Source organism: Flavobacterium sp. EDS (assembly GCF_020991525.1).
In the GTDB taxonomy this organism is placed as follows: Bacteria; Bacteroidota; Bacteroidia; order Flavobacteriales; family Flavobacteriaceae; genus Flavobacterium.
The window spans coordinates 80,734-105,798 of the sequence record NZ_JAJMOZ010000012.1; the positions used below are offsets into that span (position 1 = coordinate 80,734).

19 protein-coding genes are annotated in these 25,065 nt (G+C 32.2%); 11 read left to right on the forward strand and 8 right to left on the reverse strand.

Translation table 11 applies throughout. The features are described 5' to 3' along the window. The first annotated feature begins 4 nt into the window (after positions 1-4). From LPB87_RS16275 to LPB87_RS16320, 10 genes are all read left to right on the forward strand, one after another. Positions 5-1,102: a WG repeat-containing protein gene (locus LPB87_RS16275; protein ID WP_230728567.1), complete on the forward strand. Its 1,098-nt coding sequence runs from the start codon at positions 5-7 to the stop codon at positions 1,100-1,102. Positions 1,103-1,134: 32 nt separating this feature from the next. Further along, entirely contained in the window at positions 1,135-1,593 is a 459-nt protein-coding gene (locus LPB87_RS16280) for a hypothetical protein (RefSeq protein ID WP_230728568.1), read from the forward strand. Next, a complete protein-coding gene (locus tag LPB87_RS16285) occupies positions 1,574-2,188 on the forward strand; it encodes an SMI1/KNR4 family protein (protein ID WP_230728569.1) in 615 nt (204 codons plus the stop codon). The genes LPB87_RS16280 and LPB87_RS16285 overlap by 20 nt, the downstream gene beginning before the upstream one ends. Before the next feature lie 2 nt (positions 2,189-2,190). Further along, complete coding sequence (locus LPB87_RS16290) at positions 2,191-2,796, forward strand: hypothetical protein (RefSeq protein ID WP_230728570.1); 606 nt, start codon at positions 2,191-2,193, stop codon at positions 2,794-2,796. Between the two features lie 60 nt (positions 2,797-2,856). Continuing rightward, positions 2,857-3,189, forward strand: coding sequence for an SMR family transporter (locus tag LPB87_RS16295; protein WP_230728571.1), 333 nt, complete (start codon positions 2,857-2,859; stop codon positions 3,187-3,189). Between the two features lie 16 nt (positions 3,190-3,205). Beyond that, the gene (locus tag LPB87_RS16300; RefSeq protein WP_230728572.1) at positions 3,206-3,670 is read left to right on the forward strand and encodes a GNAT family N-acetyltransferase; all 465 of its coding nucleotides are present in this window, start codon (positions 3,206-3,208) and stop codon (positions 3,668-3,670) included. A 202-nt stretch (positions 3,671-3,872) separates the two neighbouring features. Beyond that, on the forward strand, positions 3,873-4,727 hold the full coding sequence (locus LPB87_RS16305; RefSeq protein WP_230728573.1) for a methylated-DNA--[protein]-cysteine S-methyltransferase: 855 nt from the start codon (positions 3,873-3,875) through the stop codon (positions 4,725-4,727). A gap of 280 nt (positions 4,728-5,007) precedes the next feature. Further along, positions 5,008-5,253: an Ada metal-binding domain-containing protein gene (locus LPB87_RS16310; RefSeq protein ID WP_230728574.1), complete on the forward strand. Its 246-nt coding sequence runs from the start codon at positions 5,008-5,010 to the stop codon at positions 5,251-5,253. Next, the gene (locus LPB87_RS16315) at positions 5,240-5,848 is read left to right on the forward strand and encodes an alpha-ketoglutarate-dependent dioxygenase AlkB (RefSeq protein WP_129540755.1); all 609 of its coding nucleotides are present in this window, start codon (positions 5,240-5,242) and stop codon (positions 5,846-5,848) included. The genes LPB87_RS16310 and LPB87_RS16315 overlap by 14 nt, the downstream gene beginning before the upstream one ends. Before the next feature lie 115 nt (positions 5,849-5,963). Continuing rightward, positions 5,964-7,985, forward strand: coding sequence for a DUF3857 domain-containing protein (locus LPB87_RS16320; RefSeq protein WP_230728575.1), 2,022 nt, complete (start codon positions 5,964-5,966; stop codon positions 7,983-7,985). A 50-nt stretch (positions 7,986-8,035) separates the two neighbouring features. Here LPB87_RS16320 and LPB87_RS16325 read toward each other — a convergent pair whose 3' ends face one another. The 8 genes from LPB87_RS16325 to LPB87_RS16360 form a co-directional block, all read right to left on the reverse strand. Then, complete coding sequence (locus LPB87_RS16325; RefSeq protein ID WP_230728576.1) at positions 8,036-10,261, reverse strand: glycoside hydrolase family 3 N-terminal domain-containing protein; 2,226 nt, start codon at positions 10,259-10,261, stop codon at positions 8,036-8,038. Positions 10,262-10,375: 114 nt separating this feature from the next. Beyond that, positions 10,376-11,212 carry an endonuclease/exonuclease/phosphatase family protein gene (locus LPB87_RS16330; protein ID WP_230728577.1) on the reverse strand — a complete coding sequence of 279 codons (837 nt, stop codon included), beginning with the start codon at positions 11,210-11,212 and terminating at the stop codon, positions 10,376-10,378. A gap of 126 nt (positions 11,213-11,338) precedes the next feature. Then, positions 11,339-13,081, reverse strand: a complete 1,743-nt coding sequence (locus LPB87_RS16335) for a cellulase family glycosylhydrolase (protein ID WP_230728578.1) — start codon at positions 13,079-13,081, stop codon at positions 11,339-11,341. Between the two features lie 52 nt (positions 13,082-13,133). Next, positions 13,134-14,603 carry a glycoside hydrolase family 30 beta sandwich domain-containing protein gene (locus tag LPB87_RS16340; RefSeq protein WP_230728579.1) on the reverse strand — a complete coding sequence of 490 codons (1,470 nt, stop codon included), beginning with the start codon at positions 14,601-14,603 and terminating at the stop codon, positions 13,134-13,136. A 15-nt stretch (positions 14,604-14,618) separates the two neighbouring features. After that, on the reverse strand, positions 14,619-16,073 hold the full coding sequence (locus tag LPB87_RS16345) for a glycoside hydrolase family 30 protein (protein ID WP_230728580.1): 1,455 nt from the start codon (positions 16,071-16,073) through the stop codon (positions 14,619-14,621). Positions 16,074-16,219: 146 nt separating this feature from the next. Continuing rightward, positions 16,220-17,104 carry a hypothetical protein gene (locus tag LPB87_RS16350; protein WP_230728581.1) on the reverse strand — a complete coding sequence of 295 codons (885 nt, stop codon included), beginning with the start codon at positions 17,102-17,104 and terminating at the stop codon, positions 16,220-16,222. Between the two features lie 11 nt (positions 17,105-17,115). Further along, complete coding sequence (locus LPB87_RS16355) at positions 17,116-18,636, reverse strand: RagB/SusD family nutrient uptake outer membrane protein (RefSeq protein WP_230728582.1); 1,521 nt, start codon at positions 18,634-18,636, stop codon at positions 17,116-17,118. 13 nt (positions 18,637-18,649) lie between these two features. Continuing rightward, positions 18,650-21,808: a TonB-dependent receptor gene (locus LPB87_RS16360; RefSeq protein ID WP_230728583.1), complete on the reverse strand. Its 3,159-nt coding sequence runs from the start codon at positions 21,806-21,808 to the stop codon at positions 18,650-18,652. Between the two features lie 349 nt (positions 21,809-22,157). On the opposite strand from LPB87_RS16360, the gene LPB87_RS16365 reads away from it, so the two are divergent. Beyond that, positions 22,158-25,028 (forward strand): triple tyrosine motif-containing protein, encoded by a 2,871-nt coding sequence (locus LPB87_RS16365; protein ID WP_230728584.1) that lies wholly within the window; start codon positions 22,158-22,160, stop codon positions 25,026-25,028. The last annotated feature ends 37 nt before the right edge of the window (positions 25,029-25,065 follow it).

Sequence of the window (25,065 nt, forward strand, 5' to 3'; positions counted from 1 at the left end):
AGCAATGAAACGCATTTTCCTACTTTATATATTTCTCTTTATAAGCTGTACGTTATCCGCACAAAACAAAAACACATGGGTTTCCTTCTGGAATAAGGACACTACTCTTGTCGGGTTTAAAGATAAAAACGGTGCTGTAAAAATAGAACCTAAATTTATGGGAATGACAATTGCCAATAAATTTGATGATATCATTGCCGTTTCTGAAGAAGAAGAAAATCAAAGTTGGAAAAATTATTATCTAACAAAATCTGGTAAAATAGTTGGTCGAGATAGTTTATATATATTCGACAATGGTCCTGATTGTGAGAACGAAGGTTTTATTCGGTTTAATGATCCTAAAACGGATAAGATGGGAATGTTTAATAGTGAGGGCGAAATTGCAATTCCTGCAGAATACAACAATCTAACGAAGTTACGAAACGGAATGATTATCGTACTGAAAGGTGCTGAGAAGATTAATGACACCCATGGAGAAGGCTGTAATCATTTTAGCTGGAGCGGAGGTAAAGAACATCTTATTGATACGAATAATAAAATATTAATTGAGAATTTTGAATACAACGATGAATTAAATTTTTACTCCTTACAAAAAACAAAAGAACCAAATTCAGACCCAATAAGAGAAAACTTTCTTGGTGTAGACGGGCAATATTATTCGTTTATAAATTATGACAAAGAATTTAAATTGTGGCTAAAAAACAATTTACTCACAGATTTATCCAAAGAGAATTTACTAAAACATTCCTATGAAGAAGTTTTCTATTGGAAAGAACCAAATGGCTGGATAAATGAACAAAAAACTAAATTCATTAATAAAAACTACAAACTCATAAAAGATAAATTGCTAGAACTTAGCAATCCTACTTGTGATTACTTTGTAACGACAGATGGCCTAAATCAATTTATCTACGAAGCAGACAAATACAATCAGTACTTTAATAATTGTAATGAATCCAAAGACTGGAAATATCCAATGAAAAATATTATTATTAATCACCGTAATAAAAAAGATTCTACGCAGGATCATTTTGAATTTTTAAGAACCCAGAATGGATATCAATTAATAAGTGTTTCTATACGTAAAGGAAAACTTAAATAGTTTTTGAATTATTTCTTCTCAGAATATAAATTATGACAAAAGAAGATTTTAAAATCAGTTTAAAAAAAGCCCTTGATGGTCTTATTGTTTTTACACAGGAAATGGTAGTAAACAAATTACCGCTCAATTATAAATTCATAATTAAAACCAATTGTTCATATGATGGGAATGAATTAGAAGAGGATGAAGAAATTTATCCTGATGATATGATTGAGGAATCAAGTTTAATCAATCCAGCAACAGAAAAAACTGCAATTGATTATTTATGGCGAAATGGTAAAGTCCCACAATGGATTAATGTTCAAGTTAGTAGTTGTGATTCTGATTTTAGCTATATAACATTAGAATGCTGCGGAAGATATTCAGCTTTTCCTAATCACAAAGACGGCCCTTTTCGTGGCTTGGGCCCTAACATTCCATATTGTTATGTTGACCAAGATTCAGGAGAACTTCGTGTAAAAGTAGATTTAAATGAAATTAATAAATCTTAAAACTATGTGGTACGACAACTATACTTTTTTTGATAAACAAAAAGGATTTACAGAAACAAACCCAGAGCAGATTTGGAATAAAAAACTTCCTGTTGAATTTTTCTTACCGACTGAATTACAAGAATTATTACAGTACTCTAATGGAGGCGGAATAATTAATGGAGACAGAGAATTTGGCTATTTCTCTTTATACGAAATAAGTGATTTTTATTATGAATATCAATTTGATAAATACACACCTCATCTTATGCCTATTGCTTTTAATGGTGGTGGAATATTTTACGCCTACGACTTTAGAAATCCCGCAAACATTAGTCTTGTAGCTATAAGTGCAGGTGTTTTGGAATACGAAAGTTCTATTATTATTGGAAAGACATTAAATGAAGTGCTTAGCAAAACAATTAATATTGAAGATGAACTAGATATTCTTTATCCTGAAATAGAGCTTACTGAAGAGGATAAACAGCTAATTGAACTTCATAAACAACTTAAAGAGCTGAATGCTAATAGAAACATTATCGCACCAAAAGATTATTTGTTGAAAAAACGAACACTTGAGAATAAAATTAAAGAATTAGGTCTTAAAACTAAATAAGAATGACCACAAAAAGAAACTATCAGGAGGTTATCAAAAAATCAAGAATCTATGTTGACTTTAATGAAATGATTGATTTTGATTTGGTTTTATTATCTCAAAATGATACAAAATTAAATTCTGATGGTATTGAAGTTAAATTGAGTGAAGGAATGTTAATTGACATTTATATGGATGATGAACAATCAAATGGTCTTAAAGATAACTTAATTGCAAGTGGAATCGTAGAGAGAAATCATTCTGGTTTATTTGAAATTTCAAAATGGTGTTGCCGAATTGATGCAAACGGAATTCAACATGAGAGTGATGAAATCGAGAAAAAATTAAAATCTAAAGATTCAACTCTAGTTATAAATACATTATTAGAAATAACATTTCATAATCAAAATTGGGAATGGGTACAGGATTTATGTATCGAATTACTCGAAAATGAAAATACTGATATAAAAGGATTGGCTGTCACTTGTATTGGTCATATTGCCAGAATACATGGAGTTATAGATAAAGAAAAAGTTCTAAAAGCATTTGAAAGCAAAAAACACGACGATACTATTTGCGGAAGAATTCAAGATACAATTGATGATATTAATGTGTTTGTAACTGAATAAAAAATAAAACAATTCTTCTTCTCCCTTAAATACAAAGATTAACTTTGTAAAAACGTGAGTATGAAAAACTTTTTATTCTTAGCCATTGCTATAGTATTTGAAATCATCGCAACCTCTGCACTAAAAAAATCTGAAGAATTCTCTAAATTAATTCCAAGTATTATTACGATTGTAGGATATTTTGGAGCATTTTATTTTCTGAGTTTTGCCATTAGAACTATTCCAATAGGAATCGCTTATGCAATTTGGTCTGGAGTTGGTATCGTTTTAATTACCATAATTGGCGCTGTCTTTTTTAAACAAATTCCTGATTTACCTGCCATTATTGGATTAGCCTTGATACTAATTGGGGTTATTGTAATTAATGTTTTTTCTAAAACTACAGCTCATTAATTTTAATTTTTTAGGAATGACTTTTAAAAATGCTACTATTTCTGACTTAAAAGAAATGCAAGAATTGTATATCGAAACTATCAAAAATGTTTGTAAAAACGATTATAATTCAGCCCAAATTGATGTTTGGATTTCGGGAGTTAAAAATACGGAACGCTGGGTTGTCGCTATCAATACACAATTTGTTTTATTGGCTATTATAGAAGACCAAATTGTTGGCTTTGGAACTTTGAAAGACGGAAACTATATTGATTTCTTTTATATTCATAAAGATTTTCAGCGACAAGGAATAGCTGATAGGCTCTTAACTGAATTACAGCTCGAAGCAAAAAAAGCAAATTCAAAAGTAATAACATCTGACGTAAGCATAACCGCTAGACCATTCTTCGAAAAAAAAGGTTTTATTGTAAAAGCCGAGCAGCGAAACATAAGATTCGGTATAGAGCTTATTAATTATAAAATGGAAAAAAACCTAGAGTAGAAAAGGGTTTCAGGTTTCTCTAATAAAGGCTTCGACCCCACTCAGCTTGACAAAACGAAGGTTTTTTTGAGCCGAATTGAAGAATAGGTTTTTCGTTTAGCAAAACTTGAAACAAAAAGAACTAAAGAAACAAAACTTCCGCAAGTTTCGGATTTTATGACTGTAAAACCTTGTCGATATTTGTATTATAAAATTGAATGAAATGAAGAAGACACAGGAAAACATCAATTATAATCGCATTGCCGATGCAATAGATTATATCAAAGCTAACTTCAAGGAACAACCCAACTTAGATGAGGTTGCCGAAAAAGTACATTTAAGCCCGTTTCACTTTCAGCGTTTATTTACCGAATGGGCAGGAACAAGTCCGAAGAAATTCTTGCAATATATTAGTGTAGAACATGCCAAGAAAATCCTCAAAGAAAACAATCAGGCCACTTTATTTGATGCTGCTTTTGATACTGGCCTTTCTGGAACAAGTCGTTTGCATGATCTATTTGTAAACATCGAAGGAATGACTCCTGCTGAATATAAAAACGGTGGTAAAAACTTAGCTATCAATTACAGTTTTGCTGAAAGTCCGTTTGGGAATATTATTGTTGCTTCAACGAATAAAGGGGTTTGTTATATGGCTTTCGCCGAAGATGAAGTAACAGGATTTAATCATTTGCAACAAAAATTCCCAAATGCAATGTTCGCTCGAAAACTAGATTTAGTACAACAAAATGCTTTATTTATTTTTCAGAATGATTGGAGTAAATTATCCGAGATAAAACTGCATTTAAAAGGTACCGATTTTCAATTAAAAGTTTGGGAAACATTGCTTAAGATTCCAATGGGGCAACTTTCAACGTACGGTTCGATTGCACAACAAATAGACAAACCTAATGCTTCTCGTGCAGTAGGAACTGCTATTGGAAGTAACCCTGTAGCTTTTTTAATTCCATGTCACCGTGTGATTCAATCATCAGGAACCTTTGGCGGTTATATGTGGGGAAATACCCGAAAAACAGCTATTATAGGTTGGGAGGGCGTACAGGTAAATCCTGTAATATAAAGTTAGACAACATACATCTGTAGAGATGCACTGCAGTGCATCTAACATTACCTATTTCCACAAAGAATCTTTGTCAACAATCTTTACGTAGACGCACTTCAGTGTTTCTCTACAGGATAAAAATTGCGGTAAAATAAAATACATGTTTTTTTCACGCAGATCTAGCAGATCTAGCAGATTTTAAATCATTCTAATCTTTTAATCTTTGGCAAAAAATAGAGAAATCTTTGTGTAGACGCACTGCGATTCTTCTCTACAGAATAAAAATATAATAACATGTATGATTGAGCACAATAAAATTTTAGATTTAGATTTACGGAATAAAATTAAAAAAGGCGAAATTTGCTTTGGTGGAAACCAAAAATTAAAAATTTACGGAACTTTAAAATGTGCTTCGGGTAAAAGAATGAAACGTGAAAATAGAGTTTTCTTTTTATCTGAAATTGAAGCCAATAAAAATGGTTTTAGACCTTGTGGACATTGTATGAAAACCAAATATCAAAACTGGAAAAATGGACTTATTTAATCCTGAAATAAACGAAGAAACTAATTTATTACCCAAAGATGGTATAGTTAATTACTATGGAAAATTATTCTCTAGAGAAAAAGCTGACTTCTATCGTGATACCCTATTGAACGCTATCGAATGGAAAAATGATGAGGCTATTATTTTTGGAAAATTAATAATTACTAAAAGAAAAGTGGCTTGGTATGGAGATTCTCCTTTTGAATACTCCTACTCTAATACCACAAAAAAAGCACTTTCGTGGACTCCTGAATTATTAGAACTAAAAGCTTTCATCGAGAAAAAAACTGGAGAAACATTTAATTCCTGCTTGCTTAATTTATATCACACTGGCGACGAAGGAATGGCCTGGCATAGCGATGCTGAAAAAGATTTAAAGAAAAATGGAGCTATTGCTTCGGTAAGTTTTGGGGCTGAACGGAAGTTTGCTTTTAAGCATAAAGATACCAAAGAAACAATTTCTTTAATTTTAGAGCATGGAAGTCTATTGGTCATGAAAGACACTACACAATCTCATTGGTTACATCGATTGCCTCCAACTAAAACAATATCTAAACCTAGAGTAAACCTGACTTTTAGAACTATCGTTGAGTAAAAATAAAAATCAACCAAAACAAATATCCTATGCAGTAAAAAGAAGTAAATACCTATAAATTTCATATTTTTGTAATTATTAAAAATAAGATTTTACTTAGATAATGGATACTAATATGGAAAACCTAATTGAATTAGAACACTACAAAATTCAAAAACCTGAGCATTGGGCAAGCAATATTAATGATAATCAACTTATTGAACATATAAAGGAATCCGATTTTTCTAACAAACAAACAGATGAAGGACGAGATTATTGCTTTTTTTTAGATAAAATATATTATACAAATGATAATGAAAGCAGTGAATATGCCTGTTTAGCCTATACTCTTAATGAGCCTGCTAATCTAGAAAGAGCATCTGTAACAGACATTGTCGTAGAAGAAAACGAAACCTACATTATACATAGAATAAGTGTTTTACGTGAAGGTGTTTTAATTGACAAAATTTCTGATACCAAAATTAAAGTTCTGGATAGTGAAAACCAAAGTAGCGGAGGTATTTTGAACAGTAATAAAAAAATTAATATTACAATAAAAGATCTACGCCTATACGATGTCTTGATTATGGAAGATTCCAGAGTGAAGATTTTTACTGAACGTGATTTTTTACGCAAGGAGTTTTCTAAATATGTTTGGATTAGTCCAGATACTTATTGGGCATATGGGAATTATAAATTTACTTTTATAAATGATCGTGAAAAAACTATTGTCTACAAAAAAACTTTTTTCAGAGATGAAAATGGTAATGTATTAGAACCTGAAATTAATTATTTAAAAAAGGGAGAACGATTTGCAGTAGAAAAAGAAAATTATATAAATACTGTTGATATAAACAGAGAACTATCTCCTTTCATAGATTTTGCCACTCACAGCAATTGGGTAGATTTATCTAATTATATTTATCCTATATATGAAGAAATTTATAATAAAGCTTCTTTAGCAGACTTTGCTCCTAATCTGGTTGAGAAACTAGATGCTATAACAACTAAAGATGAACAGTTACAATTTGCAATAGATTATGTGCAGAATCATGTTTATTATGTTTATAATGCTGATGAAATGAACGGTCATAAACCACAAGAACCAGCTATAACCTATCAGAATAAACAAGGTGACTGCAAAGCAAAATCTGTTTTATTAAAAGTAATTTTAGATTATATTGATGTGGATTCTTCAATAGTTTTAGTCAATTTTAATACTGATTATTACATTAAATATTATTCTCCTTCATTACTTACTTTCAATCATGTAATTGTTAAAATTAATTACAAAGATGAAACCTATTTTATTGATGCTACTATTCGTGATGAATTTGGCTTAATTGAGAATCGTGGGTTTATCTTTTTTAGACATTATTTAGAGATTAAACCCAATCAGGAATTACAAGTAAGAAAGCCATATAAATTTCCTTATTACTGTATAAATGAGAAAGTAGAATTCAATGCTAAAAATACTACTGGAGAATTAAAACTAACAACTACTTACAAAGGAAACCGTGCCAACAGCATGCGTAGATATTTTAAAAACACAAATAAAAGAGAAGTGATCGACAGTTGGAATAACTTCTTGTTTTATACTCTGAACTATAATAATGATAGAAACGGAACTGATATTAGAAATATATTCACAGATGCCGCTATTGAAATTATAAGTGATGACAAAAAACTAAATGAATTCACCATTCAATACAATGCTACTATCGAGAATCCGTATTTTATAGATGACCAAAAGAATCGTTTTATGATGTACTTTGACCGAAATATGGTTAAAGAAAATGCAAGAGATTTTATGCACAAGGACTTTCCGTTTTGGCATAACTTTGATAACGAAAAATATGAAATCAATGTTTATACCGATCAAAAAATAGATACTCAGGAAAAATACACCATCCAGGAATGTACAATCAACAATCCTTACTTTGATTATGTAAGCCGTAAAAAAATTACTAAAAATGGAGGAACTGCATATATAGATTTCAAACCATTAGTTAACTTAGAAATTCCTGAAAAAGATTTTGAAGAATTCAGATCTGCTCATCATACTATTGCCGATAGTAATACTGGCCTTGGAATTGATATTATAGAAGAAGGGCTTATGAATACGTTGAAATTTAATTTCAAAAAAATATTTAAATAAAATTTATAAAAAAGGGGCTTTAAAACCCCTTTTTTTATTTAGATAAATTTTTATTGCAATTCAAAAGCTGATTTCAAACGAATAGCTGCAGATGATGAACCTATCATCAATTCAAAATCGCCTGGCTCCGAACCCCACTCTATTTTATCATTATAAAAAGATAATTTTTCATTATCAATTGTAAACTGAATTGTTTTAGTTTCTCCTGCATTTAATTTTACTTTTTGAAAATCTTTAAGCTCTAAAACAGGTCGTACAACTGATCCAAATTTATCTTTTAAATACAATTGGACTACTTCTTCTCCAACTACTTTTCCTGTGTTCTTCAACTGAAAAGAAACTTGAATTTCCTCATTACTTTTCATTTTTGTCGTAGACAATTTTAAATCCGAATAATCGAATTTAGTATAACTTAATCCATATCCGAAAGGAAATTTAGGACTGTTTTTCAAGTCTGTATAAGAGGAAACATACTCTTTTGCATTTTCATCTTGGGGTGGTCTTCCGGTACTATAATGATTGTAATAGATCGGTATTTGTCCAACTTCTCTTGGGAATGTCATTGGCAATTTTCCTGAGGGATTGTAATCTCCAAATAAAACATCCGCAATAGCATTTCCTGCTTCGCTACCCAACCACCAAGTATAAAGAATAGCAGGCACATTATCGGCTGTCCAATTAAAAACAAGAGGTCTTCCTGCATTTACCAAAACGATAACTGGTTTTCCTGTTACCTGAATTGCTTTTACTAATTCTTCCTGAACTCCTGGTAAATTAATATTGCTTCTGCTTTTGGCTTCTCCGCTCATATCATGTCGCTCTCCAATACTTAAAATTACTACATCAGCCTGTTTAGCTGTAGCAATTGCCTCTGCAAAACCATCTTTGTTATCTCCTTCTACCTCGCAACCTTTAGCATATAATAATTTAGTATTCTTACCTACTTTATTTTGTAAACCATCCCATTGCGAAACTACCCATTTAGTATAATCAACTTCTGGTAATTCAACTGCCCAAAATCCCATATTGGCTTTATATTCTTTTACCATTGGTCCAATAAATGCAATTGTTTTTGTGTTTTTAGAAAGTGGTAAAGTCTCATTTTCATTCTTTAATAAAACAATACTCTTCATTGCAACCTCACGAGCTGCCTTACGGTGTTCCGGATTGTTTAATTCTTTTTTCTCTCTATTTGGATTAGAATATTTATATGGATCATCAAATAATCCTAACTCAAATTTCTTACGCAGGATTCTTTTTACTGCATCGTCAATCAAGTCAATCGAAACTTTATTTTCTTTAACCAATGCAGCTAAGTTATATCTGTAAGCATTACTTTCCATGTCCATATCGCTACCTGCAGTAATTGCGGCCAGTGCAGCTTCTTTAAGATCTTTAGAATAGCCATGCGCTACCATTTCTCCAATGGAACCCCAATCTGAAACTACGAATCCTTGAAAGTTCCATTTTCCTTTTAAAATATCTCTTTGTAAGTGTACATTTCCTGTTGCAGGAATTCCATTAATGTCATTAAATGAATTCATAAATGTTGCTGCTCCTGCATCAAGTGCCGCTTTAAAAGGAGGTAAATAGGTTTCCCATAACATTCGCTCACTCATATCTACAGAGTTATAATCTCTACCACCAATAGCAGCTCCATATGCTGCAAAATGTTTTACACATGCCATCACCGAATTTAGACTTCCTAACTTATCACCTTGAAAACCTTTTACTCTTGCATATGCTATTCTTGATCCTAAATAGCTATCCTCTCCTGCTCCTTCCATTACACGCCCCCATCGAGGATCACGACCAATATCGACCATTGGAGCAAATGTCCAATGAATTCCACTTGCAGCGGCTTCTGTTGCAGCAACTCTAGCCGAAAGTTCTATTGCTGCCAAATCCCAACTTGCAGCTTCTCCTAACGGAATTGGAAATGTAGTTTTAAAACCATGTATTACATCCTGACCATATAATAATGGTATTTTAAGGCGGGATTGCATTGCCAGTTCTTGATATTGACGAGTATATTTTGTTCCCACAACATTAAGCATTGACCCCACTAAACCATCTTTAATTTCGGCTTGTTTGTTTTGGTTTATAGTAATAGGCCCAGTTGCTGCATTATTACCTGTATATTGATTAAGCTGCCCTATTTTCTCCTCCAACGTCATTTTGTTTAACAACGCATTTACTTTCTGATCGATTGTTTCCTGCTGTGCTATTGCAAAAATTGATAGCATCAAGCAAGTCAATGTTGTAATTCTTTTCATAAAACAAATATTAATTTGATATTGATTTTTATAATTCATTGATAGTTTTCAACACTTCAATTATTTGATGAAAATCCAAAACCTTCAATAGTTTAAAACTTATAAAAGCATGGCTTAATTAATTTCAATTAGCACTGGGAAATGATCCGATGGGTATTTTAAATCTATTGAATCACTTAAAACCGCATGCTTTTTTATTTTTAGATTGCTGTTTTTAGAAATAAAAATATAATCTAGTAATAGTGTAACTGGTTGATCATGCTTAAAATCATTAAAGGTTCCTGATGGTCCAAAAGGTTTTTCTTCGGATATTTCACGAGTATCATTCATTCTTCTTTTCAAGGAAATAATACGCTCTTCAGTAGGTTCTGAATTAAAATCTCCCATGAGAAACACAGGATATCCTTTAGTATTTACTTTTTCTATTTTAGACAAAATAAGCTCTAGACCTTTGGTTCTTGCCTCTTCCCCAATATGGTCAAGATGAGTATTAAAAACCCAAAATATTTTTTTAGTTTTTAAGTCCTTAAAAAGTGCATATGTACAAACTCTATTGTAAGCTGCATCCCATCCTTTGGAGATTACATCTGGAGTTTCTGAAAGCCAAAATGTATTGGATTGTTGCACTAAAAATCTATCTTTTTTATAGAATATAGAAGATGATTCGCCTTTACCATCTCCTTCTCGAGCAATACCTACATGATTGTAACTTGGTAATGCAGTTGCAATATCGTTAACTTGGTTTGGCATTGCTTCTTGTACTCCAAATACATCTGGAGCATAAAATTGTATTTGTGACGTAAAAAAATCTTTACGATTAGGCCATGCATTTTCTCCGTCTGAGGCAACATCTAAACGGATATTATATGTCATTATTTTTAAATTTTGCCCATAAGTCCCACAAAAGGACAAAAATAATAGTAGAGCAACTAACTTGTTTATTCTTTTCATAATTAAGGTTTTTTAATCCATTATAGCTCCTGTTTAATCTGAAGCATCTCATGGGGAAACTAATCTAGCAAAAATATTAATTACAAATTCTTTTATATATTTTACTTTACTTTTTTTTAAAACATTTTACTTCTTAGCTACCGTAAAATCTAAGTAATTCAAATTGAATCCGCCCTTATCAAAAACAACTTTTATCTTATTTTCTCCCTTTTTCAATTTTACTCCTGAAAGCATAATTGTTTTCCAAGTAGCATTATTTCCTGTTATTGGAAGAGTTTTTATTTCAGAAATTTTACCCGTTTCGTTTTCCAAATGTAATTTTCCTTCTTCTTTTTCACTAGAATATCGAATAGCAACATCAAATGTTTGTGCTCCTTTTGTTATTACTGTAAATTGCAACCACTCCTCATTCTCGATAAAAGATACCTGATATCCATTTGAAGAATCATCTTTACAAGGTAAAATATCTACTCCGTCATTTCGCATAGCTTTTCCTTTATTCCATTCTTCAAATGTTCCTGTTTCTACGCGATAATTCACAAAATCTTTATCAGAGTAAGCGAATCCATTTGTTCCCAAATCATATTCGCTTGCAAATATCTTCCCTGGTAAAACATGTTTTTTATAACTTTTAGTGTCATTTGTACGTACTTGACGGAACATTGCGTCAAGTACGTCTGTCTTTATTGTGGTATTCTCTAATTTAAAATTTTCGGCTAATTGCATTAATGCTTTCTCGGCAAAATCCGGACTTGGTTTCTCTCCTCCATCTTTCCAATATAGACGTAGTTTTTCATATTCTGGCGTTTTGGTAACTGAAGCAATTCCTGCAATATTTTCAATTTTCTTCATTGGCCAAAATGCCCATCCTATATTATTTGATTCAAATAAAGAAATAGCATCTTTAAACCAAACATTCGAATTTTCGCCACCTTCTCCCATCCAGATCGGTACATTATATTGTTCTCTATAATCCAACATTTTCTGAATTGATGCAGTCGTATTATAATTCCAATATTTATGAAAACTCAAAACCATATTATCATCCCAAAGCGGAAACATTCCGTTGTAATTATTCCCCCAACAATTTCCTTCAATAATAATCATGTGGTTTTTATCAACTTCCCGAATTGCTTTTGTAATAGAGACCTGAAGTTCACGCAAAGGCGCATTTGAAGTTTCATCGCAACCATTTTTATTTGTTCCAGTAAAATTCCAATTGGGTTCATTTATAATATCATACCCTCCAATCCAAGGATTATCTTTATAACGTAAAGCTAGTTTTCGCCATAATTTGGTCATTTTTTTACGATTGGCTTCACTTTCCCAAAGTGATGGTTTTGTATCATCATAATCTGAAATTGCGGCATCTTTACCTTGTCCTCCAGGTGCGGCGTGAAGATCTAAAATAAGATATACTTTATTTTCTGCACACCATTTTAATAGGTTATCAGTCATTGTAAAACCCTCTTCTATCCAAGTGATCTCACCATTTTTCTCTGCTTCAATTGGTGGTGTATATAAATTATAATGCATTGGTAAACGTATAGAGTTGAAACCCCATTTGGCTAACGAATCTATATCTCTTTTAGTGATCCCATTGGCTCGATATGCCTTGTAAAACTCTTCCGTTTTTTCAATTCCTATCAAATCAGTTATTTTTTGTTTTATTACATATTGCGGACTTGCAAATAGCTCGGTCTGAATCATGTACCCTTCCTGAACCATCCATCCGCCTAATCCTAATCCTCTTAACACTATATTATTTCCTTGTCCATCTACAATGTTTTTCCCGTTTTGTCGCAAAAATCCTTGTCCATACGATGTCAATGAAAACAATACTAATAATGGGAATATTATTTTTTTCATATAGCTGTTTTTATTTATTCAATCTCTAAATGATGCTTATTATTAACTACTATTATTTCCAAGTATAAGTCCCAACTGAACCTCCGTCCAATGATGTTGTAACCCACTTTCCGTTAAATTTTATATTGAATATTTCGCTGGTATCTCCATCGTTTTCTACGATTAAAACTTTTTTACCTGCTGGAGTGACAAAAGCTACGTTTTGCAAATTCCCACTTATATTACTCGAGATTCTTACTGAACCTACTGGAACAAATTTTGAAGCATGAGCTATAATATAATACGCCACGTTTCGATTAAAAGAGTCACTGGAATTAACTGTTAATGCTCCTTTGCAGGTGGCGCAACCTCCTTGTGTATGTGGTGCAAAAGATCCGTCGTTTGCTAAATTCCATTCTAATGCATTTTTACTCCAATTACGCATTGACCCAATAATTACATTTTTAAGATGCCATTTTAAATCTCCTTTAAATTCTCCTGTTGATGAGGTAAACTGTTCTGTGAAGTATAGATTTTTATTTGGGAAAGCATTATGAACTGTTGAAAGAGCATTTATATTTCCAGCATATAAATGAAATGCTGATCCATCTACAAAAGGGCTAGCAATAGGGTCTCCAAGAATTGTCATTGCATATTGTATATTATCGCAATTATGATCGTAAGCAATAATCTTAGTTGTGATATTAGCATTCTTAAAAGCGGAACCTAAATTATTTTTTATAAAATTGGCTTGCTCTATAGCTGTCATATGCATACTTGGGTTATTACCGTCATGCAATGGTTCATTTTGTGGAGTTACTGCATCAATTATAATCCCTTCGTTTTTCATTTGCTGAATGTATTTCACAAAATATTTTGCATACACATCATAATATTGTGTTTTTAGACTTCCTCCAACAAAACTATCTTTGTCTTTCATCCAAAGTGGTGCTGACCAAGGGGTTGCTAAAATTTTAATATTTGGATTAATTGCTAAAATTTCTTTCAAAAGTGCTATTACCCCATTCTTATCAGGATCTAGACTAAACTTGATCAAATCAAGATCTGTATCTCCTTTTGGCAAATCATTATACGTAAAAGGCGCAACATTTAAATCTGATGCTCCAATGCTTATTCTTATATAATTTATTGAAATAGAAGTTTCGGTCGAGCCAAACAATTCTTGCAATAAATCCTTTTTTTTCTGAGTCGTTAATTGATTAATTACGGTAGCACTCCCCCCTGTTAATGTATAACCGAAACCATCGATCGTTTGGTATTTCTGAGATTCGTTTATCTCTATATTTGTATATGAATTTGCTGTGGTGCTAAATCCAAGAACTCCGTTTTGTTTAGTAAGTAATACGGATTGGTCTCCTTTGGTTAGCCAAAAATCAACATCGTTTGTTACGGTAACTGGTGGATCTATTATAGCTGGCGGTGAATTTGGTGTAGTATCACTAGATGAAGAGCATTTTACCTGCAATACCACTATTGCAACCAATAATATAGCTTTTATAATTTTATTTAAATATTGATTCATCTTTATCTTCTATTTTTAGTAAACTAAAGTTTGTATCGCACGAGCTGGAATTGTAACAATCGTTTTTTCTGACGCTATAATTAAATTATAAGTCACGCTTAAATCCGTTTGATTCATTACAACCGTAACCATTTTACCATCTGTGTTAAGAAATGATGTGCTTAGTAAAGAGCTTCTGCTTACTGCTGTACTTACTCTTTTTGCATTCGGGCGAATAAATTTTGAGAAATGCCCGATATAATAATAGGATGGTGTATAAATTAATTCTCCTGTAGTTGTATTTGCATGTATTGGGGCAAAGCAAAAGTTTCCTACATGATTTGGTCCTCCATTTTGATCCAAAAGAACATTCCAGTCTGTCCATCCCACTGTACCGTTATTAAAATCATTAATCATAGCGATTCCATATCTTTCGGCATTTGGCCAAAATTGATACTTCGTAGCGTCAAATTTTTCGACGCAACCTTCAGTAAACATTAGCTTTTTATCAGGATAATCTTGATTAACTTGTTTTACATTATCAAACATTGGTGCTCCGCCTGTCCATGTTTCATACCAATGAAATCCCATTCCCCAAACATATTTTGAGGCTTCGGGATCTGAATAAATCACATTAGCTCTTTGGTTCATTAAATCACGATTATGGTCCCAAGCAATAATTTTTTTATCGCCTAAGCCTGCTTTTTTCATTGTTGGACCTAGAAAATTTTTAATAAAATCTCTCTCTGCTTCTGCCGAATAAATACACGATTCCCATGTTTGCGTTGCCATTGGCTCATTCTGAACCGATGTTCCCCAAATAGGCATTCCCTCTTTTTCGTATGCTTGTATAAATTTCACATAATAATTTGCCCAAGCCTGATTGTATTCGGGCAATAAAGTTCCTCCTTTTAACATGTCTTTATTGCTTTTCATAAATGCTGGCGGACTCCAGGGTGCCACATATAAAACCAAATTATTATTAGCTGTTTTCATAGCCTCTTTAATCATTGGTATACGGTATTGCCTATCATGATTAATATTAAACGTTTTTAAATCTTTATCTCCTTCTTCTACATAAGTGTAACTTTCGCTACTAAAATCAGAACTATGTATTGTTGTTCTTAGCAGTGAATAGCCTATCCCATTTTGAGTATCGTAATACGCTTTTAAAAATTCAACTTGTTTTTCTTTCGACAATTTGGCAAAAACCTCAGCACTTGCGTCAGTAATAGCACCTCCAATTCCCATAAAAGTCTGAAAAGTCTTTTTAGGTTCTACAAAAACGGCTATTTCGGTTTCCAAAGGCTGTTTCGATGCTGAAAAAACTAAGCTAGCTGTTGGTGTTATTCTTAATTTTGAATTGTCTGCTGTTGTATAAACTGTGATTTTTTTCCCTTTTGTTGTAAACTCTTGCTTATTTTTTTGTTGTTGCGAAAATGCTGTCAACGTAATCAATAAGCAAAAAATCTTATAGCTGTTTTTTTTCATTATTTAATTTTTAATACGCAAATTCTAATGGCATTTTCAATGTCAATAAAATAAACTTTTAATATCTAAATGATTTAAAAATAGCCCATAGTCATAAAGAATATGGGCTATTCTACTACCTAACTTAAAACCAATTCAATTCTTAATTATTTTCCTCTTAACTCAATATCAGTCACAGTAATTCCACTTGGAGTAAAAACACTTCCACCGCTACGAATTAACAAATAGATTTTACCTGTTTCAGTAAATTTCACGACATTACTTACTGTTCCTGTTACACTATTTTTAGTACATCCTACAATAGATAACATTCCTGAAAAAGCAGTTTTTGCACAACCATCCCATGTGCTTAATCCCATCACTTTATTATCTTTATATTCAACACCCGAAACTGGCATCGATTTTCCTGCATATACTTCAAACCAGGTATCACTAGATCCACTTGAACTAGAAACTAACATATCAATTGTATATTCTTTATCTTTTACAACATCTATCGCTTGATAGATTGCTTCCTGAGCCCATCCTCCTGAAGAATGAATTGTTGCGCTGTTATTTGCAAAAGACCAAAAGGCTTCTCCTTTCGTATTAAGATTTAAAATTGTCCATTGTACCTGATCTGCAGCATTAGAAAAATTACCTCCTTTTACTAGATTTCCTTTCTCTGGATCTGAAGTCGCTACGACAATTTCTTTGGTAGCAATATTAGTCGTTCCACCGCGACCTACAGCAGTATGTTCTACTGTATATTTTCCTGCATCTGGTAAAGAAATTTCAAGTACCATTTTTCCAAAATATTCTGTTTTACCTACTTTCCAATAGGAATTTAGAACATCTTTTTTTCCAGATTCTAATAAATACACATTTACTTTTCCTGCTACTGGTGTAATTGTAAATGAAGGATCTACGTTTAGATCAGATAATCCATTCCCCATTCCTGCTGTATCTGGCTCACAACTTGTTAGTGAACCTAATGTTACTAAAACAAATAGTAGGTATATGCCCTTTTTAAAAATTATATTTAAACTCATATGATTTTTATTTAATTGTTATAATTAGGATTTTGAACAATTTCAGTATTTTCTAATTCTTTAATAGGAATTGGCCAAATTTCATTTTTGCCTGGTATAAATCCTTTAAAAGCTAATGCAGCAGCAGCTCTACCTGTTCTTACTAAATCGAACCAACGGTGTCCTTCTCCTGCTAATTCTTTTCTTCTTTCTAACATAATCGCATCCATAGAAACTGGAACTGATCCTAAACCTACACGTGCTCTCACAGCATCTAGTAAAGCTTGTGCTCTTATTCCTGTAGCCCCCAATGCTTCTGCTTCCATTAAATAAGTATCTGCTAAACGAATCGCATATACATCTTGTTTATAATTTAAATCTGCTGAACCTCCTCCAGTAGAAATATCAGATTTTAAAGGCATGAATTTTTTCAAAAAATATCCTGTATCTTCATAATTAGGAGCCCAATCTGCTTGTTTAGCCGCTTTCAGTGCTTTCATATCAAGAATAGTAGCATCAAAACGAGGATCACCTTTTAATACATCATACAATCTCTGAGTTACTGTATTAAAACTCCATCCCGCTACATAATCTGGTGCAGTTGAATTTACCAATCTGTTGTACCCTCTAGGCCCAATCATAATACAAACGGAGTTCCCCTCATCTTTACCACCACCCCAAAAGTCCCAATCGGCATTACTTTTATCAGTATGAGAAATTTCTATTATGGCTTCTGAATTAAATTTGTTACTTATCTTCCATAAATCTGCAAAATTGTCTACCAGTTTGTATCCGTACATACTTGTTCCTCCAGGAGTACCATTTACATCAAAAAATTCTGCTGCCGCTAATGCATTTTTCCCTTGGTATAAATAAACTTTACCTAACAATGCTTTAGCTGCGCCTTGCGATAAACGACCTGCTTCGTCTGTCTTGTTTGTAATTATAATCGGTAATCCCGAAAGTGATTCTTTCAAATCTTTCTCTATCTGTGCATATATTACCTCTGGAGTTGCCTGAACTACTTTAAAAATATCAGCAGTTGGTATTGGCTCTAAAATCAAGGGAACATTTCTGAAAGTACGAATCAATTCAAAATAATAATAAGCGCGTAAAGCCTTTGTTTCTGAGGTAAACCTCGCTTTCTTAGCTTCATCCATAGGTACAGCTGGTAACTTTTGAAGCAATACATTTGCTCTAAAAATTCCTCGATAAAAATCATCCCAAAAACTACGAGGAATTGTCGATTGGGTAATCGAATAATCTGAAAAACCATGTATTCCTGCACCATCTGTGGCACCACCACCTCCAGCGTAGAAATCATCTGAACCTGCATTTAACATGCATATCATATTTTCAAATCCTTTAGACTGCTTACCAAGTATATCGTAAACAGCTACCAATCCCGCATATGCCTGCGTCTCATTTTTATAATAGTTAGCCTCTAGCTCAGTTCCTTTTGGTTCTACAGTTAAAAAATCCTCACTGCAGGACAAGACAGTAAAAAGTGCTCCACAAGCAAGTAGTGAATATTTTATATTTTTTAGTTTCATGATTCTTGTTTTATTAAAATTGTAAATTAACCCCTAACATTATAGTTCGTGCTTGAGGATAAAACCCTCTATCGATTCCCATAACATTTCCATCAGCATTATTAGCTCCAATTTCCGGATCAAATCCAGTATACTTAGTAAAAGTGAATAGGTTCTCCCCCGTTAAATACACTCTGGTTTTTTCTAAACCTATTTGTCCGATAACTTTAGTTGGTAATGAATACCCCAGCTGAATTGTTTTCAATCTTACGTAATCTCCTTTTTCAAGATAGAAATCAGAAGGATTATTAAAGTTTTTGTTTTTATCATCTGACGTTAATCTTGGGAAAGTATTTGATGTACCTTCTCCTGTCCAACGGCCTAAAGCTTTCGTTTGATAATTAGAATTTTCAATATCTAGCCTACGTAATCCTTGGAAAATTTTATTTCCTGCAGCTCCTTGTGTAAAAATTAATAAATCAAAGTTTTTGTAATCTAAATTAATTGTAAATCCAAAAGTATATTTTGGTATTGGACTGCCAATAAATGTTCTGTCATCTGCAGTAATTTTACCATCTCCATCTATATCTGTCCAACGAAAATCTCCAGGTTTAGCATCTGGCTGAATTAGTCCTCCAGCTACATTTTTATAGGCATTAACTTCATTTTGATTTTGAAAAATACCTGCTGTTTTAAATCCATAGAAAGATCCATAAGGTTGTCCAACCTGTGTTCTTGTAATATCATAAGTAGCCGCTTGATATTGCTCACCTGATGGAAGAAAATCAATTCCACGTCCCAGATAGGTCACTTCATTTTTTAGATAAGATACATTAGCATTTAAAGACACATTAAGTTGTCCTATTTTTTTACGATATCCTAATTCTAGATCGATACCTCTATTTTCCATATCAGCAACATTTCCTGTTGGATTCCCTGAACCAACATAACCTGGTAATGAAATTTCCTGTAGAATTCCTGTAGTTTTTTTAATATACCAGTCAAAAGTTAAATTGAAATCATTGAAGAAAGTCGCTTCTAAACCTATATTTGTCTGGCTTGTTTCCTCCCATTTAAGATCTGGATTTGATGGTGCATTAGGACTATTACCTATAGTTACAGATCCCGATGTTCCTATAGCATAATTACGGCCATCTCCTACTGTTGCTAAATATTTAAAATCTCCAATATTATCATTACCAGTTACTCCATAACCACCTCTAAATTTTAATTGATTTACAACCTTATTTTCAACCCAAAAAGTTTCTTTTGTTGGAACCCATCCTAAAGAGAATGAAGGAAATGTACCATATTTATTATTTGATCCAAATCTTGAAGACCCATCTCTACGGATGATTCCTGTTAACAGGTATTTCTCTTTAAAATCGTAAGTTAACCTAGAGAATATAGAAGTTACTCTATGCTCATTTCCTGTAGTAGCAGTAGCATTTATCTGATCCTTTGGAAGATTAAAGTTAAAAGAAGCATCTTTATAGCTATCAATCGGCAAATTAGTATAAGTAATAGTTGTGCCGCTATTTCTATTATCAACATAGGCACCTTGACCTACCAATACACTGAAATTATGATTTGCTATGCTTTTTGTATAAGAAGCTACATTCTCAATATTCCATCCAAAACCTTTGTTTGTATTTCTTGAAAGATTATTCAGTTTTGTAATATTATCTGAATTTAAATAAGCAACAGGTGTAAAATTCTCAAACCCCCAATAGGCTAATTTACCTCCTAATGTAGTTCTGAATTTTAAGCCTTTTATTAGCTCAACTTCCATATAGGCATTTCCAACAAAATTATCTGCCCAATCATAATTCCCTAGTCTAGTTTGTGTATAAGCCAATGGATTAGACATCTCTCGGGTAACTATTGTCGAAACTCCATAAGGATTCCCATTAGGATCTCTTATAATTCCTTTACCATCGGAAATACCAACAGAATATGGTGGTAAAGCAACCATATTAGGATCAGTCACGATTGCAGGAGTAATTGGATCTAAATTGATCGCTGATGCCAAGGGCCCGCCGTATAAACTATTTGTATTTCCTAATCCTGTTGTTTTCTCTCTCGAAAAACCTAATGTTTGACCAAAAGTAATCGACTTGGATATTTTGTGAGTTGAGTTTAAACGAATGTTCTTTCTATTGTATTTAGAAATATCCGTTGTTACTATACCTTCCTGCTCCAAAAGACCAAAAGACGCATAAAAAGTAGAAACATCATTTCCTCCAGATAGACTTAACTCCTGACCAATACGTGCTGCACTATCATTAAAAATAACCGATTGCCAATCTGTCCCTGCACCTAACGCATTAGGATTTGGAAAAGGCAATGCAAAAGTATCAGTTGGATCTTTTTTAACATACCCGTTTGCATACTTCTCATTTCTTAACGTTGCATACTCAGTAGCATTTAAAAGATCTAATTTTCTTGCTGCTGAAGAGAAACCAGTATAACCATTATAGCTAACACTCATCTTACCAGATTTCCCCTTTTTGGTAGTAACAATAATTACTCCAGCTGCTGCTCTTGCACCATAGATAGCCTGAGAAGCGGCATCTTTTAATACTTCTATAGATGCGATATCGGATTGATTTAAATAACCAATTCCACCAGCATCTACCACTACTCCATCAACAACCCATAATGGATTATTGTTTCCAAGTGTAGTTATACCACGCACACGAATATTAGAGGATGCTCCAGGTTGCCCAGAACTCGCAGCAATAGTAACCCCAGAAACCCTTCCTTGTAAAGTTTGCTCAACTCTTGATATCGGTAAATTTTCAATATCTTGGCTTCTTACCTTAGAGATTGCTCCTGTTACTACACTTTTCTTTTGTGTTCCATATCCTATAACAACAACTTCATTTAAAGCTTGTGATTCTGAACGCAATTGAACAATTATCCTATTTCTACCATTTATTGGTTCATTAATAGTAGTATAACCTATAAAAGTGATTGTCAATGCCCCATTAGAAGGTGCTTTAAGCTGAAACTTCCCGTCAAAATCAGAAGACGTTCCCTTTCCTGTTCCTTTTATTACAACAGATGCTCCTGGTACTGGCATACCATTTTCATCATTAACTATTCCGTTTACGGTAACGTCTTGCGCTTGAGCATAAACTGAGAATAGAATAGATGAAAAACAAAAAATAAGCAGTTTTATTAATTTCATTTTTCTAAAAATTTTGGTTAATTAATTAGTAATTTGAAACAATAATAGGGAGTTTTTTTAAGTATACTCAATTATCTATTACTACAAAAACACATCAAAACTAAAAAACGAACTAGACAAAAACACATCAAAAAACAAACAATAAACTATAAATCAATCATTTACAATAACAATTATGCTATTTAAAAAAAATATAAAATTTAAATAAACACTACAGTCAGTATAAATCAATTACTTTAGCTTTAGCATGCTATATTTTCGAAAATAAAATGGCATTAAATCTAAAATTTTAAGAGTTTTAAAATAGTTTAAAAGCCAAATAAACCTTCAATTCTATTACAATATAATTATGAATTTTACAAAATTTAGACTCCTAATAGCTTCTTTTTTATTCTTTACAATTATATCATTAGCACAAGTTAAAAATATTGGGGTTCCAGATATTCAAAACTACAAACGAACAGAATACAAAGGTGCTACTCAAAACTGGGAAATTGATCAGGATAAGAATGGAAATTTATATTTTGCTAACAATAGCGGACTTATTCAATTTGATGGAGCATCATGGACTTTGCACCTCTTACCCTATTTTACATCAGTACGATCTGTAAAAGTTCACCCTTCTGAGAGAATATATGTTGGTGGCTATAAAGAGTTTGGCTATTTTCAAGCTGATCCAAAAGGAAAATTAAAATACACCTCTTTATCCAAACTACTTAAATCAACTAATAATCAGGAAAATGATTTTGTTTGGAAAATTCATATTACCAAAGAGGAGGTCATTTTCCAGTCGTTTTCTAGAATTTACATCTTCAAAGACAACAAAATCAAGACAATTCAAGCCCCTAAACGCTTTCAGTTTTCTTTTCAGCTAAATAACACCATTTACATTCAAGACAAAGCACTCGGATTATTAGAATATAAGAATGAGAAACTCTATCCTCTAAAAGGCACAACAGCATTAAACAATATGGAGGTATGGGCAATGTTTAAAATGCCTAACAACAAAATTTTAATTGCAACTCTAGAAAAAGGCCTCTTTATTTACAGTAACGAAAATATATATCCATGGGAAACAGAAGCAAATACATTTATAAGAAAAAATAGTTCATTAGGCGGAGTTACCATAAAAGATAAATTCATTGTCTTAAATTCGGTTTTAAATGGCATTATCATATCCGATTTAAACGGAAAAATAATTCAGCATATAGACCGAAAAAAAGGCCTCCAAAACAATACTGTACTTACCTCTTACATAGACAACAAGAACAATCTTTGGTTAGGACTTGATAATGGTATTGCATTTATAAATGAAAGCTCTCCATTTACTTACTTTGGATTCAGTTACGATATTAGTACTGTATATGCATCCGTAATTCATGATGGTTACTTGTATGTAGCAACAAACCAAGGTGTTTTTTACCATACATGGAACACCGCTTTTAAAGAAGATGCTTTTTCACTTGTAGAAGGTACAAACACACAAACATGGAACATTCAGGTTATTGATAATGAATTAATATGTGCCAACAATAGAGGATCAATAATTATAAAAGGAAACAAAGCAGTAAAAACATTAGACAAAAATGGTTGTTTTGGATTCAAAAAAATTCCTAATCGCCCCAATTATATCATAGGATCTAATTATAATGGATTTGCATTATTTGAAAAAACAGCAAATGGTTTAGAATTTAGAAATCAAATTCAGGGATTCAACAAATCTTCTATTTTATTCGAACTTGATGTTAATTATTTATGGCTAAAAAAAGATGAGTTTTTATATCAAATGGAATTGTCCGAGGATTTAAAGAGATTCAAATCTATAAAAGTAATCCATAATTTACCCCAAGAAAAAGGTATTGGAAGTATTCAAAAAATAAATAAGAATCTTTATTTTCAAACAAATAATCAGTTCTATAAATACTCCAAAGAACAAGAAGCGTTTTTTAAGGATAAAAAAATGACTGCTATTTTTAAAGACATTCCGACTATTAATTCTCTTTCTGAAGATTCAAAAGGCAATCTTTGGTATGTATTCAATGAATCTTTAGGAGAGCTCGTTAAGTTAGCAGATGGAAATTATAAAAATGTTGTTGCTCCATTTTCAAACCTAACAGGCAATCTAGTAACCAACTATCTTTCCGTTAACACTATTGACCCAGAAAATATTTTTATTGGATTAACGAATGGATTAGCGCATTATGATTCTCAATTAATAAATAACACCGTAACAAAACCAAACGTTTTCATTCGAACCTTTACTTATGCAAACGATACTCTGATATATGGAAATCAAACAAAAATAAATGAAAAACAATCAATTCCATACGCTTCAAATCATGTAAAATTTACTTTCTCATCTCCCACGTACGAGAGCCTTGAAAACGTAGAATACTCTTATCAATTAGAGCCTTTTGATGAAAAGTGGAGTAATTGGTCAACAATATCTGTAAAAGAATATACCAACTTGAGAGAAGGCAATTACAACATGAAAGTAAAAGTGAGAAATAGCTACGGAATACAATCTGAAGTTGACATCATTCCATTTACTATTTCACCTCCATGGTACAGACATCCCTTCGCTTATATTACTTACTTTATACTAATACTAGTAGGCATCTATTTCATTTCTTATCGAATCAAAATGAAAATCAGAAAAAATAAATACTATGAAACGATAGAACAACGCAGACTTTATTTAGAAAAGGAGTCAAAAATAAGACAAGAACAATACCAACTAGAAAAAGAAATTGAGAAATTAAAGAATGACAAGCTACAAATAAAAATACTCACAAAAGACAAAGAACTAGTTAACAACTCACTACAAGTTGTAAAGAAAAATAAGATCCTAAACGGAATTATACATAAACTAAAAGAAATTGATACGGAAACATTTGACGAATCAACAAAGTTTCAATTCAACAAACTCAATAAAAGCATTACCAAGGAAGTAAATACAGATAAGAGTTGGAAAGATTTAGAAAAGCATATAAAAAATGTACATTTTGAATTCTTAAAACGCCTAAAAGAAAAATGCCCTAAAATTTCACCTAGAGAACTAGATTTAGCAACCTATCTATTAATGAATATGTCAACCAAAGAAATTGCTGAGATCATGAATATTTCGAATGGAGGAGTTGAGCTAGCCCGCTATCGATTAAGAAAAAAACTGGAACTGAACAAGAAGGAAAATCTTATTGGTTTTTTAATGAGTATTTAAACAAAAAAATCCATCTGTACAGATGGATTTTTTTGTT

Bases quoted from the DNA above. Each gene is read 5' to 3' on its own strand.
- LPB87_RS16355 (WP_230728582.1), bottom strand. From the start codon at position 18,636: ATGAAACTAAAAAATATAAAATATTCACTACTTGCTTGTGGAGCACTT.
- LPB87_RS16305 (WP_230728573.1), top strand. From the start codon at position 3,873: ATGAAGAAGACACAGGAAAACATCAATTATAATCGCATTGCCGATGCA.
- LPB87_RS16320 (WP_230728575.1), top strand. From the start codon at position 5,964: ATGGAAAACCTAATTGAATTAGAACACTACAAAATTCAAAAACCTGAG.
- LPB87_RS16345 (WP_230728580.1), bottom strand. From the start codon at position 16,073: ATGAAAAAAAACAGCTATAAGATTTTTTGCTTATTGATTACGTTGACA.
- LPB87_RS16350 (WP_230728581.1), bottom strand. From the start codon at position 17,104: ATGAGTTTAAATATAATTTTTAAAAAGGGCATATACCTACTATTTGTT.
- LPB87_RS16285 (WP_230728569.1), top strand. From the start codon at position 1,574: ATGAAATTAATAAATCTTAAAACTATGTGGTACGACAACTATACTTTT.
- LPB87_RS16290 (WP_230728570.1), top strand. From the start codon at position 2,191: ATGACCACAAAAAGAAACTATCAGGAGGTTATCAAAAAATCAAGAATC.
- LPB87_RS16365 (WP_230728584.1), top strand. From the start codon at position 22,158: ATGAATTTTACAAAATTTAGACTCCTAATAGCTTCTTTTTTATTCTTT.
- LPB87_RS16330 (WP_230728577.1), bottom strand. From the start codon at position 11,212: ATGAAAAGAATAAACAAGTTAGTTGCTCTACTATTATTTTTGTCCTTT.
- LPB87_RS16295 (WP_230728571.1), top strand. From the start codon at position 2,857: ATGAAAAACTTTTTATTCTTAGCCATTGCTATAGTATTTGAAATCATC.
- LPB87_RS16300 (WP_230728572.1), top strand. From the start codon at position 3,206: ATGACTTTTAAAAATGCTACTATTTCTGACTTAAAAGAAATGCAAGAA.
- LPB87_RS16275 (WP_230728567.1), top strand. From the start codon at position 5: ATGAAACGCATTTTCCTACTTTATATATTTCTCTTTATAAGCTGTACG.
- LPB87_RS16340 (WP_230728579.1), bottom strand. From the start codon at position 14,603: ATGAATCAATATTTAAATAAAATTATAAAAGCTATATTATTGGTTGCA.
- LPB87_RS16280 (WP_230728568.1), top strand. From the start codon at position 1,135: ATGACAAAAGAAGATTTTAAAATCAGTTTAAAAAAAGCCCTTGATGGT.
- LPB87_RS16310 (WP_230728574.1), top strand. From the start codon at position 5,008: ATGATTGAGCACAATAAAATTTTAGATTTAGATTTACGGAATAAAATT.
- LPB87_RS16325 (WP_230728576.1), bottom strand. From the start codon at position 10,261: ATGAAAAGAATTACAACATTGACTTGCTTGATGCTATCAATTTTTGCA.
- LPB87_RS16360 (WP_230728583.1), bottom strand. From the start codon at position 21,808: ATGAAATTAATAAAACTGCTTATTTTTTGTTTTTCATCTATTCTATTC.
- LPB87_RS16335 (WP_230728578.1), bottom strand. From the start codon at position 13,081: ATGAAAAAAATAATATTCCCATTATTAGTATTGTTTTCATTGACATCG.
- LPB87_RS16315 (WP_129540755.1), top strand. From the start codon at position 5,240: ATGGACTTATTTAATCCTGAAATAAACGAAGAAACTAATTTATTACCC.